Genomic DNA, 19,723 nt, shown 5'->3' on the forward strand with positions numbered 1-19,723 from the left:
CAAATCTTTTCGCTTTAGATTAATTAAAATGGTTTTCAGTAAGTGTTATGCCATTGCCTTTAAATAGCAGCAAAAATGGCTCCAGTTTGGCAAATTGTAACTTCCACGCTTTTTCTTCCTTATATATAAAGCATCACCAAGGTTTTTACTGATAAATCACCAGAAACCAAATGTTCGATATAACGCCACTCCTGCCAGCAATTCATAAAATGAACCATGGATTCGCACAAATAAGAAACAGAATTACGCAAAAACAGCGTGTTTAATCAAAAAAGAGCGGTCAGAGGGAAAAGTTTTTGCGGTGAAATATTTTAGTCATTTTTTAAAGGGCCGATTTATTTAGTATGCGAACGAAATAACGCATAACCATACTCCGTATAGTAAATAGTGTATAAGGAACTCCCATGTCCCAGGTTATTAATACCAACGCCCTTAGCCTTGTTGCTCAGAACAACCTGAACAAATCTCAGGACTCTCTGGGTACCGCCATTGAACGTCTCTCTTCTGGTCTGCGTATTAATAGCGCGAAAGACGATGCAGCAGGTCAGGCGATCTCTAACCGTTTCACCGCGAACATCAACGGTCTGACTCAGGCTTCCCGTAACGCCAACGATGGTATCTCCATCGCGCAGACTACTGAAGGCGCGCTGAACGAAATCAACGACAACCTGCAGAACATCCGTCGTCTGTCCGTACAGGCACAGAACGGCACCAACTCTGATTCTGACCGTCAGTCCATCCAGGACGAAATCGACGCGCGTCTGGACGAGATCAACCGTATCTCTGAACAGACCGAGTTCAACGGCGTGAAAGTACTGAGCAAAGATCAGAAGCTCTCTATCCAGGTTGGTTCTAACGATGGCCAGACTATCGATATCGAACTGAACCAGATGGATGCCTCTACTCTGGGTATGGACGGCTTCACCGTTGCAAGCGGTGTTGATGCTTCTAAACTGAGCACAACCACTGATATTAATGTCAAAATTGCCGTTGCTGATGATCTGAGCAACGTTACCGACTCTGCGGGCGGTACTGTTGCTGCAGAAGAAGTGGTAACCGGCTCTGACGGTAAAACCTATGTTGTTGGTGATGATGGTAACTACTACGAAGCGAAAGCAAACGCTGCAGGTACCGGTATCGAATTCGACACAACTACTGTTGCAACCACTACCGGTGTAACCATGAGCTCCGATAAATCAGGCTCTTCTGTTAGCGTAACTCAGACGGCTAACATGGGTTCTCTGACTGAAGATCTGGTAACGGATGGTGAAGGTAACTTCTACCTGCAAGATGCTAACGGCAGCGTATATGAAGCAACCGCTGACGCAACCGGCGCAGTGACCAAAGGTGAAAGACTTTCTACCGCTGCGGCAACTGACGATCCGCTGACCAAAATTGACGACGCGCTGGCGCAGGTTGATGAAATGCGTTCCGGTCTGGGTGCGGTACAGAACCGTTTCGCATCTGTTATCAGCAACCTGAACAACACCGTTAACAACCTGTCTGAATCCCGCTCTCGTATTCTGGATGCTGACTTCGCGTCTGAAGTATCTGAAATGAGCCGCGCGAACATTCTGCAGTCTGCAGGCACCACCGTGCTGGCACAGGCTAACCAGGTTCCGCAGAACGTGCTCTCCCTGCTGGGCTAATCTCTGCCGCTTAAGGCAGGTGTTCCTGCCTTATCCTTCAACCGCCCCTCACCGGGCGGTTTTTTTTTGCCTGCATGTTGTTAGATAGCGTTGGTCGGCATCCATTGCCGGATGGAGGCTGCGCCTTATCCGGCCTACAAAACCGCTCCGACCCCGTAGGCCCGATAAGCGGTACGCGCCATTCGGCGATATCTCCGCGACACCCATTGCCGGATGGCGGCTGCGCCTTATCCGGCCTACAAAACCGCTCCGACCCCGTAGGCCGGATAAGCGGTACGCGCCATCCGGCACTATCACCGCGACACCCATTGCCGGATGGCGGCTGCGCCTTATCCGGCCTACAAAACCGCTCCGACCCCGTAGGCCGGATAAGCGGTACGCGCCATCCGGCACTATCACCGCGGCACCCATTGCCGGATGGCGGCTGCGCCTTATCCGGCCTACAAAACCGCTCCGACCCCGTAGGCCGGATAAGCGGTACGCGCCATCCGGCACTATCACCGCGGCACCCCTTGCCGGATGGTGGCTGCGCCTTATCCGGCCTACAAAACCGCTCCGACCCCGTAGGCCGGATAAGCGGTACGCGCCATCCGGCGATATCTCCGCGGCACCCATTGCCGGATGGCGGCTGCGCCTTATCCGGCCTACAAAACCGCTCCGACCCCGTAGGCCGGATAAGCTGTACGCGCCATCCGGCACTATCACCGCGGCACCCCTTGCCGGATGGTGGCTGCGCCTTATCCGGCCTACAAAACCGCTCCGACCCCGTAGGCCGGATAAGCTGTACGCGCCATCCGGCACTATCACCGCGGCACCCCTTGCCGGATGGTGGCTGCGCCTTATCCGGCCTACAAAACTGCTCCGACCCCGTAGGCCGGATAAGCTGTACGCGCCATCCGGCACTATCACCGCGACACCCATTGCCGGATGGCGGCTGCGCCTTATCCGGCCTACAAAACCGCTCCGACCCCGTAGGCCGGATAAGCGGTACGCGCCATCCGGCACTATCACCGCGGCACCCATTGCCGGATGGCGGCTGCGCCTTATCCGGCCTACAAAACCGCTCCGACCCCGTAGGCCGGATAAGCGGTACGCGCCATCCGGCACTATCACCGCGGCACCCCTTGCCGGATGGCGGCTGCGCCTTATCCGGCCTACAAAACCGCTCCGACCCCGTAGGCCGGATAAGCGGTACGCGCCATCCGGCACTATCACCGCGACACCCCTTGCCGGATGGCGGCTGCGCCTTATCCGGCCTACAAAACCGCTCCGACCCGTAGGCCGGATAAGCGGTACGCGCCATCCGGCACTATCACCGCGGCACCCATTGCCGGATGGCGGCTGCGCCTTATCCGGCCTACAAAACCGCTCCGACCCCGTAGGCCGGATAAGCGGTACGCGCCATCCGGCACTATCACCGCGGCACCCCTTGCCGGATGGTGGCTGCGCCTTATCCGGCCTACAAAACTGCTCCGACCCCGTAGGCCGGATAAGCTGTACGCGCCATCCGGCACTATCACCGCGGCACCCATTGCCGGATGGCGGCTGCGCCTTATCCGGCCTACGGGAACAGCAACAAAAAAGCCCCTTCCGTTGCCGGGAGGGGCTTGCACCAATGCCTGAGCGAGGAGCGTTAAAATGCGTTCTCGGTTACGCGCTCAATCAGCTCCATCTCTTCGCTGTTCAGCAGCTTCTCAATATCCACCAGTATCAGCATGCGCTCATCCAGCGAGCCGAGACCGAGCAGATACTGCGTCGACAGCGTTACGGTATACTCCGGCGCGGGCTTAATCTGCGCCGCGTTGAGCGCCAGCACATCAGAGACGCCATCCACCACAATCCCCACTACACGACCGCTATTGAGGCTCAGTACAATCACTACGGTATTTTGATCAAACTCCGCAGAGCCGAGGATAAACTTCACCCGCAGATCGACGATCGGCACGATCACGCCGCGCAGGTTGGTGACGCCGGCAATAAAATCAGGGGTGTTGGCGATCCGTGTGACGCGATCGTAACCGCGGATCTCCTGCACCTTCAGGATCTCAATCCCGTACTCTTCATTGCCGAGGGTAAACACCAGGAACTCATTCCCGGCATTGTCGCCCGATAACTGTTTGTCTGAATCAGATACGTTCATCTTATAACCTTTTCAAAAACGCCCTTCAGGCTTGCTGTCAGTGAGGTTTAGCGTTTTTCGCCAATGTCGTTAACACAGCCACATCCAGTATGAGCGCCACGCTGCCGTCGCCAAGGATTGTCGCCGCCGAAATGCCGGGGATTTTGCGATAGTTCTGTTCGAGGTTTTTCACCACCACCTGGTGTTGACCAATCAGCTGATCGACCAGCAACGCATAACGGCTACCTGCGCTCTGCACGATCACCGCGATCCCGTCGTTGAAGTCGTAATCGTCATCGTGAATACCGAACAGTTTGCCGAGCTCAACCAGTGGCAAATACTCTTCGCGCACCTGCAGCATGCGTTCGCCGCCGGTCATGCGGTGCAGCGTATTTTCGGAGAGCATCAGGGATTCCATCATGCTGCCGAGCGGCAAGACATAGATCTCAGAGCCGACGCGCACCGACATGCCATCAAGGATCGCCAGCGTCAGCGGCAGAATAATGCGGATCTTGGAGCCGCGCCCCTGCTCGGAGTGGATGGTTACATGGCCACCCATCTCCTGAATGTTACGCCGCACCACGTCCATGCCGACGCCGCGCCCGGAGACATCGGTCACCTTTTCGGCGGTAGAGAAACCCGGCGCAAAAATCAGCATCCAGACATCTTCATCGCTCATGTTGTCGCTGATGGGCATTCCCTGCTGCTGCGCACGGGCAAGGATCTTCTCACGATTCAGCCCGGCACCATCATCGGTCACTTCGATAATGATATTGCCGCCGTGATGTTCAGCCGAAAGCACCAGGTTGCCCTTCTCCGCTTTACCGTTAGCGCGACGCACCTCTACCGGCTCAATGCCGTGATCGAGACTGTTGCGCACCAGGTGCGTTAAGGGATCGACGATCTGTTCGATCAAGCGCTTATCCAGCTCGGCGGATCCGCCAACCAGCGTCAGCTCGACTTCTTTATTGAGCTTGCCGGCGAGATCGTGTACCAGACGCGGGAAGCGGCTGAAGACATAATCCATCGGCATCATGCGAATCGACATCACCGACTCCTGCAGATCGCGGGCGTTGCGCTCCAGCTGAGCGATAGTGGTAATCAGGATATCGTGGCTGGAGGAGTCGAGCATGCCAGAGAGTTGCGAGAGCATTGCCTGGGTGATGATCAGTTCGCCGACCTGGTTGATTATCTGATCCACCTTCTCTACCGCCACGCGAATGCTGCTCGCCTCCGCCTGCTGTGGTTTCGCACGTGGGGTTTCCGGGCGCGCGGCGCGGGTGGCCGGAGCCGTACGGTTTTGCGCAGGCGCGGTGGTATCAGTGGCGGGAACCGATGGCTCTTCCACAGACGCGGGCGAGATTGCAATCTGCTCGGGTTCAAGGATAAAGCAGAGCACCGCCAGGATATCGTCCGGCGTGGCGGTCGTCGCCAGCGTCAGTTGCAGGCCTGTTTTATCCGTCTGCAGCGCGCTGACCTGGCCTAAGTTACCCAGCTCCTCAATCAGCGGCTGCTGATCCTCCTCTTTAATATTACTGAGGATGATACTTAAGCGCTCGCCCTCCGGTTTCGGCGCGGCAACGGGCTGCACAATGGGTTCGACAACTACAGGCGTGACGACTTCAGCAGGCAGGGTAGTCGGTTCGGCGCTGTCGAGGGCAATCTGGCGTAGCGCTTCACAAATGTAGCGAAACGCTTCCTGATCGGGCTCAGCGGAAGCTTTATAGGCGTCCAGTTGGTCCTGCATAATATCTTTGCTCTCCAGAAACAGATCGCGGATCGGGTCGTTGATCTGCAATTTACCGCTGCGTACATCGTCCAGCAGATTTTCGAGAATATGCATGGTCTGTTGTAAAACGGTAAAACCGAAAGTACCCGCCCCACCCTTGATGGAGTGGGCGGCACGGAAAATAGCGTTGAGCACTTCCCTGTCAGGAGCGTCGAGATCCAGCTCAAGCAGATACTTCTCCATATCCGCCATCAGCTCATCCGCCTCGTCGAAAAAGGCCTGATAAAAATCACTTATATCCATTATTTGATCTCCTCAGGAGCACGCTTGACGGCGGGCTCTGCCGTGCCTTTGCCGCTGACCGCCTGCCGTTCAGGCGTGACCAGCGTGTCGCGTAAAAGCACATCTTCTTGCATGATCTGTTTCTCTTTCTGCTGGCTTAATACCAGGATACTGATACGGCGGTTAATGGGATCGGCGGCACTGGAGCCGGCCTGCATCATGGTGTCCGCCGTACCAACGACCCGGATGAATTTTTTACTGGCAAGCCCCGCGCCAGAGAGAATGCGGCGCGAAGCGTTGGCGCGATCGGAAGAGAGCTCCCAGTTGCTGTAGCCCTGCTCGCCATTCGCGTAAGGGAGTGAATCGGTATGACCGGTCAAAATAATGCGGTTGGGCATATCGTTAAGCACCGGCACCAGCGCCTGCAAAATATTGACCATGTAGTTTTCCGGCGTCGGGCGTCCGATCTTAAACATCGGCCGGTCGGCGCTATCGGTAATTTGCAATAGCAGGCCGTCGTCGGTCAGGGAGAGCCGCAGGTTCGAGGTGAAATTATTAAGCCTTGGATCAACCTCAATCAGGTTCTCCAGCTTCGCCTGCGCCCGTTTAAGGTTGGCTTCACTCTTTTTTTGATCGAGTTTTTGCAGCGTTTGCTTAAATACCTCACCATCCTGCTTTATCGCATCATCACCGCCGCCGGGGATGATGCTGTCGCTCAGGCTCGCCTTCTGGCCATGAGCCAGCGTGTTCTTCAGCGGCACCTTGAAGTAGTCGGCGATCTGCTGACGCTGTTCGGGGCTGGAGGAGGAGAGCAGCCACATCACGAGGAAGAAGGCCATCATCGCGGTCATAAAGTCCGCATAGGCAATCTTCCACGAGCCGCCGTGCGAACCATGCCCTTTTTTGATGGTTTTACGAACGACAATGGTCTCTACGGGCTTCTTTCTCATGCTGCGTCACTCGCAGAAGAGGATGCAGCGGAGGAGGAAGAGGAGGAGCGGACTTCGCGCACGTGATCTTCCAGCTCGGCAAAACTTGGGCGCTCGGTTGAGAAGAGCGTTTTGCGGCCGAATTCGACGGCGATTTGCGGTGCATACCCGTTGATGCTGGAGAGCAGCGTGGTTTTGATGCACTCCATCATCTTCAGATGTTCAGCACTACGCTGGCGCAGTAGGGTCGCCAGCGGCAGTACCATGCCGTAGGCAAGCAAAATCCCGAGGAAGGTGCCGACCATGGCGTGTGCGATCAGCGCGCCGAGCTCTGCCGCCGGGCGATCCGCCGCCGCCAGTGCGTTCACCACGCCCATCACCGCTGCGACAATACCAAACGCTGGCAGGCCGTCGCCGACGGCGTTCAGGCTGTGCGCTGGCACTTCATGCTCATGCTCGCAGGTTTCAATCTCCTCATCCATCAACGCCTCGATTTCGAAGGCGTTCATATTGCCGCTGACCATCAGACGCAGGTAATCGACGATAAAGTTCATAATATCGGCGTCTGCCAGCAGGCGCGGATAGGCGGAGAAGATTGGGCTGTTTTGCGGATCTTCAATATCATTTTCCAGCGCGACCAGCCCGCTCTGCCGGCTTTTTGCCAGCAGCAGATAGAGCATGCCAAGCAGATCCAGATAAAGCGATTTAGTGAAATGCGAGCCTTTAAACAGCGTGGGAAGGGCTTTAAGGGTAGCGCGGATCGCTTTGCCATTATTACCGACAATAAAAGCCCCTACCCCGGCACCACCGATAATTAATAACTCGGTCGGCTGAAATAGTGACGCGAGGTTACCGCCGCTCAGCACAAACCCGCCAAATACGGTAGCGAAAACGACGACATAGCCAATAATGACTAACACTGCAACTCCTTACTCATTGAAAAAAACAACCTGCCACGCTGAATAGTGCGCGTAGCGCATGCCCGGCCCGGTTAAGCCCGGGGGGTCGTGAGCGTTCGCTCGGGGCCTGCGCGTTTAATTGCCCGCGAGGGCGGAAAACATAAACTGCAGGTAAAGACGCCCTGAGTACTCTCTGGCGCGGTAATAAAACGCCCGCCGCAGGTGCAACACTCGATATGTTTGATCATGCCGCAGTCAATAAAACGCAGCAGCGTCCAGGCGCGGGTTAAACCTAACACGGGCTTTTGCGCGGCACCGTTCAGGCTATTTTCTAAATAGAGACGGTAGCCTTTAAGCATAATTTCGACAGGGCGGCCCGATTCCGTCTTTTGCAAATAACAGTAGATGTTATAAAACATGGACGAATGGATATTCTGCTCCCACGCCATATACCAGTCTGTGGAAAACGGCAACATGCCCTTCGGCGGCGAACAGCCTTTAAGCTCTTTATAAAGCTTTAATAAACGCCTGCGACTTAAGCTTGTTTCGCTTTCCAGAACCTGCATCCTTGCGCCAAAGGAGATCAATTCCATGGCAATCTGCGCATCCCTGATTTCCGACATTATGCTTTTTTCACACATCATAAACTCCGCTTTCAGGTTGTCGACGGCTCTTCCCCGGAAAGAGAATTAAGCAAATCAGTGGATAGGATGATTCCGGTATGGATACTCTGCAAAGCATCAATACGGGAATCCCTGGTTAAACACTCAATAACCGTTTCATTATCAATTCGCAGCTGGCAAATAAGTTGTCCGGTCGATGCGAGCTTGATTAACTGAGGAAAGGTCAACCCTTTAATAATATCGATTGTGGCTTCGCTCAATCCAAGCCGAAACTTAGCGGCAAGCCTGTCTTCCAGAATTAAACGCTGCGCCAAAAGCAGGTAGGAGAGATTCATATCCCGGATACACTGCATAGGCTCATCAAAATTCGTTACGTTCACTTCAACTGCCCCTTGTATTTTGTAACCAATAACGCAGTTACCGTCCTGTAATTCGTAACCAATGAGTAACAATAAAATTAGATAAATTTGGAAAATAACCAGGCAGCGTCATGTATCGACATTATTTATTTTCAGCATGGGATATGATTTATAACCTTATGATTCCCAGCCGCGATTTTCCAGCCGCGCTCGTAAACGTTTAATCGTCTGACTATGTAATTGGCTGACGCGAGTTTCGGTAATTCCCAACAGCGATCCCACCTCCTTCATATTCAGTTCTTGTTGATAATAGAGATTGAGCAACATCTGTTCGCGCTCTGGCAGCTCGCGGATCTCATTGCCGATCTGCCGGGTTAAATCGTTCAGCATGGCATCGTTAAGGGGATCAAGGTGATCCTGCTCAAGCTCCGCCAACTCGACGCCATCGGCCAGTAATTCCTGCAGCTCATCTAAGGAACAGAGCATGCTGGTGTTGGTATCGGCGAGAACCTGCTGATACTCCTGCAGCGTCATGCCAAGCTCAGCGGCAATATCGGATTCCGAAGCCGCGCCGCCGGAGCGCTGTTCAACGCGCATAATGGCGGAAGAGACTTCGCGGGTTTTGCGACGCACGCGTCGCGGAACCCAATCATGCTCCCGCAATTCATCCATAAATGCCCAGCGCAAACGCTGGGCAATATAGACGCTAATTTTGACCCCTTTTTTTGGATCGAACTGTTCGATTGCATCAAGAAGAGCAATGGCACCGGCCTGAATAAGATCGTCAATTTCCACGCTGGCTGATAATCTTGATTGCATTTTCAGTGCTTCATAGCGAACTAAATAACCATATTTAGCCCACAATTGCTCTTTTTGAATTGTCCCTTCGGGACTGTATAAGCCATTCACTATTACAATTTCCGGGATGATAATAATAGAATTAAATTATTATTGATTATCGCCAAATCAAATAGCCTGATAAGAAACCGTAAAGTTAAACATATTGCGACTTTATTTTCCGCATGGGCTTATTGAAATTAAAACGTTTCCCAATCCCCTTCGGATTTTTTAACAGGAACGAACTCTTTTCGCGTAGCGGAAATAACAGGACGCACTGTTTCCATAACGTGCTGTTCACGGGCACGGGCGGAAACGTGATGTTCATTAACCACAAACTGCGCCACGATCTGATCGAGGCTGCTGGCATGCTGCTCAACGCTGGTAGCCGTTTTCGCGGCGTTTTCTACCATCTGGGCGTTCTGCTGGGTAACCAGATCCATCTCATTCACCGCCTGAGCAATCTGATTAATTCCGGTGCTCTGCTCATCAGAGGCCGAGGTGATTTCCGCCATAATATCGGTCACCTGCACCACGGATTTAACAATCTCCTGCATTGAGGCACCAGCCAGTTCCACTTCCTGCGAGCCGGTATTCATATTGGCAACGCAGGTGTTAATCAGCTGGCGGATCTCTTTCGCCGCATCGGCGCTGCGTTTCGCCAGATTACGCACTTCACCGGCGACAACCGCAAAACCGCGGCCCTGCTCGCCCGCACACGCCGCTTCGACTGCGGCGTTCAGCGCCAGAATGTTGGTCTGGTTAGCAATGCTGTCAATCACGCTGTTGATATCGGCAATTTGACGAGAGTTCGCCGTGATTTCCACCATGATCTTGTCAAGATTGCTCATCACTTCGCCGCCTTTCTGTGCGCTGACGCTGGCACTTTCCGCCAGTTGTTGCGCACTATGGGCATTATCGGCGTTTTGACGTACGGTTATTTTCAGCTCTTCCATGCTGGCGGCTGTTTCCTGCAGCGCAGACGCTTGCTGCTCAGTACGTGAAGAGAGATCGTTGTTGCTGGTCGCAATCTCCTGCGCGTTGCTATAGATATGCTTCACGCCGTTACGAATGCCATACACGGTGTCGGTCAGCGACTGACGCATCCCCTCCACTTCCGTTAGCATTTTGCCGATCTCATTCTGCGCACCGGCCTCAATGCGGGTGCTCAGATTACCGGAAGCGATAGACTGAAAAGCGGTAACTGCCTGATCCAGGCGATTGAAAATGGTACGTTTTAACCAGATACGGGAGACTAAGGCAGCGATGACGGCCAGAATGAGAGCGAACATAGCAAACATCGTCATACGCTGCGTATCGGCATGGGCGGTCTCACCAAAACCCGTCACCAGCTCTTCAGCAAACGCGAGGTACTCATCCGCCAGTTCTTTTAAGGCGACACGCTGCTTTGCCTCATCAACTACATCGTTGGTATAAGCGGTGGGGTTATTGATGTAGTTCATTTTCTTCAGCGAGAAGGCCAGAACGCTTTCAAAGCGCTTGTGGATTCTTGCCGCAATAACCTCTTCCTCTTCGGTCTTGAAAGGAATGGTCATAAATTTGTTCATCTGTTTTTCCGCATCGGAAAACAACTTTTTCGCGCTGTCGATATCGGCCTGATTAACCGGCTGGTTAATCATGGTGGCCAGCATACCGGCGTTGACCTGCGCCATCGCATTAGAAAGGCCGAGAATCGCGCCATTCAACGCATCGATATTATTGTTGGTCATTACCGCATCATCGAAGTTATCTGATGAGGATTTTGCACTGGACAATGCATAACTTGCCACAGCAATAATACAAACAATTAACAAACCAACCAGGATATTAATTCCTGTGGATATTTTTAAGTCTTTAAACATAGCTGAACCTGAATAATAGGGAACACAATAAACTCTCCGCGTTGGGAGAGCTTATTCATATATACATCTAATAACATTCCCATAATTGCGTACGGGATTTAAACATCCGAAGCGAAATATCAGCCCATCACTTTGAAAATAGAGAGCTGCTGCATTGACTGAAATACCGTCATGGATGAGTTAAGCGCAAATTCCGACATCTTTGATTGTGATAATAAGGTAATCATTGAGTCCCAGTCCGAACCTAATGTTTCCTGCAGGCGGCTCTGCACATTGATACTTTGTGCTTCAGCGCTGAATCCAAGCGATTCAATCTGCTGCATATTGGTGCCCACGGTAGCGCGTACCTTGCCCAGGTTATCGATATTTGCCTTGATGCTGAGATTGGCATCATCCAGAACAGCTTGAAGCGCATCCCTGTCCGCATCGCTGGTGACCGGCTGTTTGAGCTGTGCAATTGCGCTATCGAGGGCTTTAAACAGGTCGTCCGGTGTGCCGCTCAGGAACACATCATTACCGGTATGACCGACCTGCATTTCAGTGCTGTCGGAGACAACCTGCGTCATGGCGGTATCGCCGCCGACATAGGTGCCATCGGCCTGGAACGGCGCGTTACCGGTTTTATATCCGGCAAAGATATAACGACCGTCGCTGTTTTTGGTGTTCGCCAGATCCAGCAGGTTATCGCGGATGCCCTGTAACTCTTCCGCCAGCGCAGCGCGATCCTCGTCAGAGTAAGCGCCGTTCCCGCCGGCAATCACTTTTTGCGTCAGGTTTTCTGTCAGCAGATTAGAGATGGAGTCGAGCGTGTTATCTTCCTGGCCTAATGCATCCTGCGCGTAGGTGCGCGCGGTGTCGTACTGGCTCATGCGCGACAGTGCCGTTTGTAAAGTGACAGATTGCGACGCGCCGGTCGGATCGTCAGAGGGCTTCAGCAGCGTCTGGCCGGCAGAGAGGCGGGTCGCAAGGTCGTTATAACCCGTCATCGCGTCACCCAGGCTGTCTATGCGGTTTTGAAAAATATAACTTGTGCTAAGGCGCATCGTCTTTTCCCGATCGTAGATTAAGCAACCCGGTTACCCGGGTGCGATTAGCGGATATTTAAAATGGTGTCGAACAGCGTATTCGCGGTCTGCAGCACCTGCGCGTTCGCCTGATAGTACTGAGAGAACATCTGCAGGTTGACGTACTCTTCCGTGATATCGACCCCTGAAACGGACTGCTGCTGCAGCGCCCACTGGTCATAGACATTGGCGGCGGTCGACATATCTGCTTTCAGCGCGCTGACGGAAGAGCCAACGGAGCTGACCAGGCTGGCGTAAGCGCCGGAGAGCGTCTTCCCATCGACTACCTCTTCATCTTTGATAGCAATCAGATCGAGGATGTTTTCGTTATCGCTCTGATCGTCCGGATCGGCAGATTTCGCCGCGGCGATCTGATCGCCGTCGGTGATCGCTACGGTCAGGTTATCTGCCGCGCCGTCGGTCGGGTTGAGGGTGAAGCTGTCGCCCGGCTGCGGTGCGCCGCCCGGTGTGACGGAGATACCTTCAAACTCCAGTTCGCCGTTGCTGCCAATCGTCGGCGTGATACTGCGGCCATCGCTGGTAGTAATGGTCCAGTCGGTGCTGCCCGGGCCGTTATAGACCAGTTCGTAATCTTCCGATTTCACCGATGGAATATCGGTGAAGTTAACGTCCAGCGAACCGGTACCGGTGTTATTGATGTTGCCCACCGCCAGCGGATCGGCAATGTCGAAGAGATCGCCGCCGGCATTGCCGTCAAGATCGTACCCCTGGGCGTTCACTTCGTTGAATTTGTTCGCCATCTGCAGCGCCAGCTGGTTGAGCTGATCGCGCGCGGAGACCAGATCTTCGTTGCGGAATTTAAACAGCCCACCCAGCTCGCCAGTGGTCTTCTCTTCATCCAGCGGTAAGGCATTGCCAGAGGCGTCAACATACGCCACCACGGTAGTATTGGGATCGCTTGCCGACGCGCTGGCCTGTAATTCGTAGGATTTGCCACCGCTCACCAACGCCATGCCGTTTTGCATCGAGACGCTGACCGCACCGGTATCGCTGTTTTCGCTAACTTTGATGCCGATCTTCTCGCTGAGCTGGCTGAGCAGCTGATCGCGCTGATCAAGCAGGTCGGCAGGCATACCGCCAGTCTGGCCGTGTACCTTCTCAATCTGTTCATTGAGAGTCGCCAGCTGGCTGGTATAGGAGTTGATATCGTCAACACTCTGGCTAATCTGCGTGTTGGTACTCTGCTCAAGGCCGTTTAAGGTTTTGCTGTTGCTGCGATACTGGTTCGCCAGCGCGTTGAACTCGGCAAGCACGCTTTGACGTGCGGCCGGATCGACCGGGTCTTTACTCACGGACTCCATGGCTTCAAATAAGCTATCCATGGTGACAGAGATATTGTTGGTGCTGTCGCCGAGCATGTCATCAATTTGGCTGACCTGCTGATAACGGCTATTAAGGGTATAAAATTCCGTGGACGCGCCACGGACCTGATTCGTCATAAACCCGTCGTAAGCGCGCTGCACATCACCGACTTTTACGCCATAGCCAAAGAAGCCATAGCTTGTGGATTTCCCGCCCGCCTCGCCGAGAATAATATTCTGGCGGCTATAGCCTGTTGTTGTGGCATTGGACAAGTTATTACCTACCACATTTAACGCATTCTGCGCGGCGTTAAGCCCGGACTGGGCCAGATTGATTAAATTCATTGGTATCGATCCTTACCAGAGGAGGAGGAGGAGATAAGAAGCCCCCGATAAAAGTAGTGCTCTCTATATCTATCGGCCCTGCAAAATTTCGCTAAAGCCTGCAGCCTAAAATAATGTGGAAAAATCCGAAGAATATGCCTCTGTCGCTTCACTCACCCTATTTCGCACCTGCTGAATGATATTGATCAATTTTTTCGCATAGGCCGGATCCGTTGCATAACCCGCAGACTGCAACGCTTTTGCCGCTATTTCCGGAGTTTCCGAATTCACAACATTTTTATAACGAGGATTACGACTAATTAACGAGGTATAATCTTCCAGCGCTTCGGCATAAGAGGAATAAACTTTAAATTTGTCCTTTATTTTTTGCGCCACGCCATTTTCATATTCGGTGGTGGTTATTTCCGTCGTTTCGCCCTGCCACCCCGCTGTCGCTTTTACGCCAAATAAGTTATGGCTCGGTTTACCCTCCTCGGTGAGTATTTCCCGTTTACCCCAGCCGGACTCCAGCGCCGCCTGGGCAATAATCAATTGATGGGGAATACCGCTTAAACGCGCCACCGCCATGGCCGGTGCCATCATGCGGGAGATAAAACCGCCGCCGGGAATGGCGGGTACTTCGGGCAGCGCTGTCCGTCCATCACTGGCCTGCGCCGCCCCCTGCTCTGCCGGTTGCAGACGCAGCGGCACGCTAATAAAGCGTGCCGGACTGATATTGAGGGGAACTTCACGCGTGGAAGTGACCGTTTCCGCCACCGCATCGCTTTTGCCGGTCAGCTGCTTAACCATCAGATCGGCAAACCCCATCCTGCCTTTGTCAGCGATGTTTTGCGAAATCTGCTGGTCATAGAGTGAGGTGAACATCTCCGACTGCTGGGTATTGAACAGCCCATCTTTAAAGCTGGCCTGGCGCATGCTTTTCAGCATCATCTGCACGAACAGGCCCTCCATCTGTTTAGCAACGGCAGTCAGCGCCTGCGGTGAATCATTGCGCGCCGCCAGCTTTAACGCATCCAGGCTGTGGGCGTCAAACGCCGCCTGCGGTACAGAAGAGCCAATCATCAGTTGATCTCCAGACGAGCATGCAGGCAGCCTGCGGTTTTCATCGATTGCAGAATCGCCATCAAATCATTCGGCGTTGCGCCAAGACCATTCAGGGCGCGGACAACATTGTTGAGATCGGTACTGGTCTGTACACGCTGCAGAGAGCCGCTCTGTTCACGCACCGAGAGCTGCGTATTTTGCGTCACCACCGTCTGGCCGCCGGCCAGCGGTGCATTAGGCTGATTGACCTGCTGATTCTGCGCCACTTCGACGGTCAGATCTCCCTGCGCAACGGCGCAAGCGTCGAGAGAGACATGGCCATTCATCACCACCGAACCGGTGCGCGAGTTAATAATGATGCGCGCATCACCGGCGTCTACCCGCAGCGGCAGATCCTGCACTGCGGAGAGAAAGCGCACGCGCGCCGCGCTGTCGAGCGGTGCACGCAGGCTCACGGTACGGGCATCTTCCGCCACGGCCGCGCCGCCATAACGCCGGTTAATGGCATCGCTGATCTGCTGGGCCACGGTGAAGTCATCCTGGTGCAGCACCAGTTTCAGCGTGCTCTGCCCGGCAAAATTAGAGGGCACCTCACGCTCAACCGTTGCGCCGCCGCTGATGCGTGCGCCATTCAGCTGGTTAACCTGCACACGGTTGCCGCCCGCCTGCGCGCCTGCGCCGGAAACCAGCAGGTTCCCCTGCGCCAGCGCGTAAATCTGGCTGTCCGCGCCCTTCAGCGGCGTCATCAGCAGCGTACCGCCGCGCAAACTTTTGGCGTTGCCCATTGAAGAGACCACGACATCGATCTTCTCTCCGGCGCGGGCAAAGGGCGGCAGCTCTGCAGTCACCATTACCGCAGCGACGTTTTTCAGCTGCATATTGACCCCCGCAGGCACGGTAATACCGAGCTGCGAAAGCATGTTGTTAAGGCTTTGGGTGGTAAACGGCGTCTGCATGGTCTGATCGCCGGTACCATCCAGGCCCACCACCAGGCCGTAGCCCATCAGGGAGTTGCCGCGAACGCCCTGAATCGAGGCGAGATCCCGGATCCGCTCGGCGCTGGCCTGACTGGCGACAAGCGCCGACAGACAGCAGAAGAGCGCCAGATAACGCATAAAGGAAGATATTTTCATCATCAATCAAAAAGGAGAAAGGTTAAGGAACAGGCGTTGTAACCAGCCCATCTGCTGCGCTTCGTTGATATAGCCGTTACCGACATATTCAATACGCGCATCTGCCACCTGGGTCGATACAACGGTGTTGCTGGCGCTGATGGTGCGCGGGTTCACGATGCCGGAGAAGCGGATGAACTCCGTTCCCTGATTAATGGCAATCTGTTTTTCCCCCACCACGGCCAGGTTGCCGTTTTCCAGCACCTGTTTCACTGTCACGGTGATGGTGCCGCTAAAGGTATTTTTCGCTGCCGCCCCGCCTTTACCGGCGAAGTCGTTGGTGCCGCTCAGCGAAGCATCGGCTTTACCGCCGCCCACCAGCCCGGAGAGGAAGCCCGGTACGGTGCTCATGCCCACATCCGTCGAGCCATCGCGCGAGGCGGTGGCAGAGGAGCTTTTGCTGGCGCTGACGTTCTCCTGCAGCGTAATGGTCAGCGTGTCGCCGACATTGCGCGGACGGCGGTCCTCAAACATTGGTTGATAACCATAATTCATCGCCTGCCCTGACTGAAAAATTGCGCCGTTAACCGATGCGGCAGCAACCGGTGCGGGCGCGGCAGAGGTTTCCCCCCCTACCAGCGGTTTTTGTGGAATGTAAGCGCAGCCGGTTAACAGACTCATTAACAGGAGCGTTGAGGCCATACGGCCCAGCGTAGTTTCAGAGCAAGGGAGATTAGTCATCATATTCACTACAGGTAATGCAGCCGCGAGCGCGCCCGCGGCCAGGGTTCAAAGTTGTGACAATCGTTGCAGCATCTGGTCAGAGGCCGAGACCGCCTTACTGTTAATCTCATAGGCGCGCTGGGTCTGAATCATATTGACCAGCTCTTCCGCCACATTAACGTTGGAGGTTTCGACATAGCCCTGCTTGAGGGTGCCCGCGCCGTTGAGACCCGGCGTAGATTCATTCGGCGCACCCGATGATTGCGTTTCGCGATAGAGGTTTTCACCAATACTTTCAAGGCCGGAGTCGTTGATAAACGAACTCAGCGTCAGCTGTCCCACCTGCTGCGGCGCGGTCTGGCCTGGCACCGTGACGCTTACCGTACCGTCGTTGCCGATGGTCAGGCTCTGCGCATCCTGCGGGATAGTGATTGCTGGCTGCACCTGATAACCGCTGGCGGTCACCAGTTGACCGTTCTGGTCAAACTGGAAAGATCCATCGCGGGTATAGGCGGTGGTGCCGTCCGGCAGCAGCACCTGGAAGAAGCCGCCGCCTTCAATGGCGACATCCTTGCTGTTGTTGGTCTGCGTCAGGCTACCCTGGCTGTGAATACGCTCGGTCGCCACCGGACGTACGCCGGTGCCAAGCTGTAAACCAGACGGAATCGTGGTCTGCTCAGACGACTGCGCACCTGGCTGGCGCAGGGTCTGATAGATCAGATCTTCAAACACCGCCCGCTGGCGTTTAAAGCCGTTGGTGCTGACGTTTGCCAGGTTGTTGGAAATTACATCCATATTGGTTTGCTGGGCTTCGAGGCCGGTTTTCGCAATCCATAAAGAGCGGATCATGCTGTTGTTCTCCTTACCGCGGCCTAACTGGCGCTCAGTAACTGATTGGCTTTCTGTTCATTGTCATCGACGCTGGTGATGACTTTCATATTCATGTCGAAGCCGCGTGAGGTGGCGATCATCTCCACCATCGATTTCACCGGGCTGACGTTGCTCCCCTCCAGCATGCCGGGCATCAGACGCAGATCGGCATCGGCGGGCAGCACGGCGGCAGCGGCCGGATCGGCGACGTGGAACAGGCCATCGTCACCATGTTTCAGCATGCCAGTGGTGGCATTGACCATCTTCAGGCGACCAATCTGCGCCAGCGCGGAGGGCTCATCACCCGCACCCAGCGCGGTAATGGTGCCGTCCGCGGCAAGTGTCAGTTCTGCCTGTGGTGGAACGGCAAGCGGGCCGCCATCGCCAATCAGCGGCATACCGTGGACCCGCAGCTGGCCGTCGGCATCCACTTCGATGTTGCCATCTTTGGTGTAGCCTTCACTGCCGTCGGGCAACTGCACTGCCAGCCAGCCGTTCTGCGGCATCGCCACGTCAAGGTTGCGCCCGGTGGCCTGCATCGCGCCCATGGTGCTGTCGCTCCACGGCGTCGACTCCGTCACCATCGTGCGGGTCTCCACCGACGGGCCGCGCACCGGGATCGCGCGATAGGCGGCGATCTGCGCCCGGAACCCGTTGGTCGATGCGTTCGCCAGATTGTTTGAGGTCACCGCCTGGCGGTTGAGCGCCGCGTTAGCCGCGCCCATTGCGGTATATATCGCTCGATCCATCCGCTATTAACCCAGGTTAACCAGTGTCTGTAACAGCTCAGACTGGGTTTTGATGGTCTGCGAGTTGGACTGGTAGTTACGCTGATAAACAATCATGTTCACCATCTCTTTACTCAGATCCACGTTGGAGGCTTCCAGCATGTTGCCGCGCAGCGAGCCGAGGTTGCCGGTGTCGGCAATACCGGTTACCGGCTGCCCGGATTCCAGCGTCTCGGTCCAGCAGTTGTTACCTGCCGACTCCAGACCGCCCGGGTTGGTGAAGTTGCTCAGTACCACCTGGCCCAGCAGCTGGCTTTCGCCGTTGCTGTAGGAGGCGATGATCTGGCCGTTATCACCGACGGTGTAGCCGTTCATCAATCCCGGCGGATAACCGGTGGTGCTCGGGCTGTCCATGGTATTTTCAGATGCCTGCTGGCTGAGGCCAGAGAGATCGAGGTTGAAGTTGAGCGCCGCGCCGCCCTGGTAAGCCGCGCCATCGACAGTCAGTTCAGCCGGGTTGGTGGTCAGCTTGCCGGAGGTATCAAAGGTCAGATTGACGGAGCTGGTGGTGCCAGGTGACGTGGAGTCCACCGAGTACGCGGTCCACTGGTTATCCGCAGTTTTCACGTAGTAGACGTTAATGGCGTGCTCGTTACCGAGGCTGTCGTAGGCGTTGACCTGCGTGGAGTAGGTGTAAGAGTCGCCATTCGTCGGATCGAACGGGGTCACAGAGACCACATCGTTACCGGAGTCGAGGTTGCCGGAGATAGACCCCGCGTCAGAAGCCCGCGCCGGCATCTGCCCGGTCGGGATCTGGATCGCGCCTACCGGTGCGCCCTGCTGGATCGCCGGCGGCGTGCCGGTGGCCATATAACCGGTCAGGCGCATGCCCTGGTTGTTGACCACATAACCGCTTTCATCGGTCTGGAACTGACCATTGCGGCTGTAAAAAACACGCCCCGCTTCTGTCACCATGCGGAAGAAACCGTTGCCCTGGATACCCATATCCAGCGCGCTGCTGCCCGCGCCGAGCACGCCATCGCTGAAGTTCTGGTTGACGCCGGAGACCTGAACGCCCATCCCGACCTGCGAGCCGGCGAAGACATCGGCGAACGCCACGGAACCGGATTTAAAGCCGACCGTCTGGGAGTTGGCGATATTGTTACCGACGACATCCAACGCCTGCGATGAGGCGTTTAATCCACTAAGACCTTGAGAGAAACTCAT

The 19,723-nt window shown here is 55.0% G+C and carries 17 protein-coding genes; 1 reads left to right on the forward strand and 16 read right to left on the reverse strand.

The window, feature by feature from the left end; all coding sequences use genetic code 11:
- Window positions 1-404: 404 nt before the first annotated feature.
- Complete coding sequence (locus HF650_RS18455; RefSeq protein WP_187799838.1) at window positions 405-1,649, forward strand: FliC/FljB family flagellin; 1,245 nt, start codon at window positions 405-407, stop codon at window positions 1,647-1,649.
- Between the two features lie 1,633 nt (window positions 1,650-3,282).
- Here HF650_RS18455 and cheW read toward each other — a convergent pair.
- The 16 genes from cheW to flgE form a co-directional block, all read right to left on the reverse strand.
- Entirely contained in the window at window positions 3,283-3,789 is a 507-nt protein-coding gene (cheW, locus tag HF650_RS18460) for a chemotaxis protein CheW (protein ID WP_187799839.1), read from the reverse strand.
- A 37-nt stretch (window positions 3,790-3,826) separates the two neighbouring features.
- The gene (gene cheA, locus HF650_RS18465) at window positions 3,827-5,800 is read right to left on the reverse strand and encodes a chemotaxis protein CheA (protein ID WP_187799840.1); all 1,974 of its coding nucleotides are present in this window, start codon (window positions 5,798-5,800) and stop codon (window positions 3,827-3,829) included.
- Complete coding sequence (gene motB, locus HF650_RS18470) at window positions 5,800-6,729, reverse strand: flagellar motor protein MotB (protein ID WP_187799841.1); 930 nt, start codon at window positions 6,727-6,729, stop codon at window positions 5,800-5,802. The genes cheA and motB overlap by 1 nt, the downstream gene beginning before the upstream one ends.
- Window positions 6,726-7,628 (reverse strand): flagellar motor stator protein MotA, encoded by a 903-nt coding sequence (gene motA / locus HF650_RS18475; RefSeq protein WP_187799842.1) that lies wholly within the window; start codon window positions 7,626-7,628, stop codon window positions 6,726-6,728. Before motA ends, motB begins: the two co-directional genes overlap by 4 nt.
- Before the next feature lie 71 nt (window positions 7,629-7,699).
- Window positions 7,700-8,248: a flagellar transcriptional regulator FlhC gene (flhC, locus tag HF650_RS18480; RefSeq protein WP_187802756.1), complete on the reverse strand. Its 549-nt coding sequence runs from the start codon at window positions 8,246-8,248 to the stop codon at window positions 7,700-7,702.
- 14 nt (window positions 8,249-8,262) lie between these two features.
- Window positions 8,263-8,610, reverse strand: coding sequence for a flagellar transcriptional regulator FlhD (gene flhD, locus HF650_RS18485; protein ID WP_083699332.1), 348 nt, complete (start codon window positions 8,608-8,610; stop codon window positions 8,263-8,265).
- A gap of 156 nt (window positions 8,611-8,766) precedes the next feature.
- The gene (locus tag HF650_RS18490; RefSeq protein WP_187799843.1) at window positions 8,767-9,498 is read right to left on the reverse strand and encodes an RNA polymerase sigma factor FliA; all 732 of its coding nucleotides are present in this window, start codon (window positions 9,496-9,498) and stop codon (window positions 8,767-8,769) included.
- A 128-nt stretch (window positions 9,499-9,626) separates the two neighbouring features.
- On the reverse strand, window positions 9,627-11,288 hold the full coding sequence (locus tag HF650_RS18495; RefSeq protein ID WP_187799844.1) for a methyl-accepting chemotaxis protein: 1,662 nt from the start codon (window positions 11,286-11,288) through the stop codon (window positions 9,627-9,629).
- Between the two features lie 119 nt (window positions 11,289-11,407).
- Window positions 11,408-12,331 carry a flagellar hook-associated protein FlgL gene (flgL, locus tag HF650_RS18500; protein WP_187799845.1) on the reverse strand — a complete coding sequence of 308 codons (924 nt, stop codon included), beginning with the start codon at window positions 12,329-12,331 and terminating at the stop codon, window positions 11,408-11,410.
- A gap of 47 nt (window positions 12,332-12,378) precedes the next feature.
- Window positions 12,379-14,019 carry a flagellar hook-associated protein FlgK gene (flgK, locus tag HF650_RS18505; RefSeq protein WP_187799846.1) on the reverse strand — a complete coding sequence of 547 codons (1,641 nt, stop codon included), beginning with the start codon at window positions 14,017-14,019 and terminating at the stop codon, window positions 12,379-12,381.
- A gap of 105 nt (window positions 14,020-14,124) precedes the next feature.
- Complete coding sequence (flgJ, locus tag HF650_RS18510; protein ID WP_187799847.1) at window positions 14,125-15,081, reverse strand: flagellar assembly peptidoglycan hydrolase FlgJ; 957 nt, start codon at window positions 15,079-15,081, stop codon at window positions 14,125-14,127.
- Complete coding sequence (locus tag HF650_RS18515; RefSeq protein ID WP_223284341.1) at window positions 15,081-16,178, reverse strand: flagellar basal body P-ring protein FlgI; 1,098 nt, start codon at window positions 16,176-16,178, stop codon at window positions 15,081-15,083. The genes flgJ and HF650_RS18515 overlap by 1 nt, the downstream gene beginning before the upstream one ends.
- Window positions 16,179-16,202: 24 nt before the next feature.
- Window positions 16,203-16,877 carry a flagellar basal body L-ring protein FlgH gene (locus tag HF650_RS18520; protein ID WP_223284342.1) on the reverse strand — a complete coding sequence of 225 codons (675 nt, stop codon included), beginning with the start codon at window positions 16,875-16,877 and terminating at the stop codon, window positions 16,203-16,205.
- Between the two features lie 87 nt (window positions 16,878-16,964).
- On the reverse strand, window positions 16,965-17,747 hold the full coding sequence (gene flgG / locus HF650_RS18525) for a flagellar basal-body rod protein FlgG (protein WP_187799849.1): 783 nt from the start codon (window positions 17,745-17,747) through the stop codon (window positions 16,965-16,967).
- A 23-nt stretch (window positions 17,748-17,770) separates the two neighbouring features.
- Window positions 17,771-18,517, reverse strand: coding sequence for a flagellar basal body rod protein FlgF (locus HF650_RS18530; RefSeq protein ID WP_187799850.1), 747 nt, complete (start codon window positions 18,515-18,517; stop codon window positions 17,771-17,773).
- 6 nt (window positions 18,518-18,523) lie between these two features.
- Window positions 18,524-19,723 carry a flagellar hook protein FlgE gene (gene flgE, locus HF650_RS18535; protein ID WP_187799851.1) on the reverse strand — a complete coding sequence of 400 codons (1,200 nt, stop codon included), beginning with the start codon at window positions 19,721-19,723 and terminating at the stop codon, window positions 18,524-18,526.

This window comes from Kosakonia sp. SMBL-WEM22, from assembly GCF_014490785.1.
GTDB lineage: Bacteria > Pseudomonadota > Gammaproteobacteria > Enterobacterales > Enterobacteriaceae > Kosakonia.

What these genes read in the sequence shown, in the direction of transcription:
- HF650_RS18455 (WP_187799838.1), top strand. Translation starts at nt 405, where the DNA reads ATGTCCCAGGTTATTAATACCAACGCCCTTAGCCTTGTTGCTCAGAAC.
- cheW (WP_187799839.1), bottom strand. Translation starts at nt 3,789, where the DNA reads ATGAACGTATCTGATTCAGACAAACAGTTATCGGGCGACAATGCCGGG.
- cheA (WP_187799840.1), bottom strand. Translation starts at nt 5,800, where the DNA reads ATGGATATAAGTGATTTTTATCAGGCCTTTTTCGACGAGGCGGATGAG.
- motB (WP_187799841.1), bottom strand. Translation starts at nt 6,729, where the DNA reads ATGAGAAAGAAGCCCGTAGAGACCATTGTCGTTCGTAAAACCATCAAA.
- flhC (WP_187802756.1), bottom strand. Translation starts at nt 8,248, where the DNA reads ATGTGTGAAAAAAGCATAATGTCGGAAATCAGGGATGCGCAGATTGCC.
- HF650_RS18495 (WP_187799844.1), bottom strand. Translation starts at nt 11,288, where the DNA reads ATGTTTAAAGACTTAAAAATATCCACAGGAATTAATATCCTGGTTGGT.
- flgL (WP_187799845.1), bottom strand. Translation starts at nt 12,331, where the DNA reads ATGCGCCTTAGCACAAGTTATATTTTTCAAAACCGCATAGACAGCCTG.
- flgK (WP_187799846.1), bottom strand. Translation starts at nt 14,019, where the DNA reads ATGAATTTAATCAATCTGGCCCAGTCCGGGCTTAACGCCGCGCAGAAT.
- flgJ (WP_187799847.1), bottom strand. Translation starts at nt 15,081, where the DNA reads ATGATTGGCTCTTCTGTACCGCAGGCGGCGTTTGACGCCCACAGCCTG.
- HF650_RS18515 (WP_223284341.1), bottom strand. Translation starts at nt 16,178, where the DNA reads ATGCGTTATCTGGCGCTCTTCTGCTGTCTGTCGGCGCTTGTCGCCAGT.
- HF650_RS18520 (WP_223284342.1), bottom strand. Translation starts at nt 16,877, where the DNA reads ATGGCCTCAACGCTCCTGTTAATGAGTCTGTTAACCGGCTGCGCTTAC.
- flgG (WP_187799849.1), bottom strand. Translation starts at nt 17,747, where the DNA reads ATGATCCGCTCTTTATGGATTGCGAAAACCGGCCTCGAAGCCCAGCAA.
- HF650_RS18530 (WP_187799850.1), bottom strand. Translation starts at nt 18,517, where the DNA reads ATGGATCGAGCGATATATACCGCAATGGGCGCGGCTAACGCGGCGCTC.
- flgE (WP_187799851.1), bottom strand. Translation starts at nt 19,723, where the DNA reads ATGAGTTTCTCTCAAGGTCTTAGTGGATTAAACGCCTCATCGCAGGCG.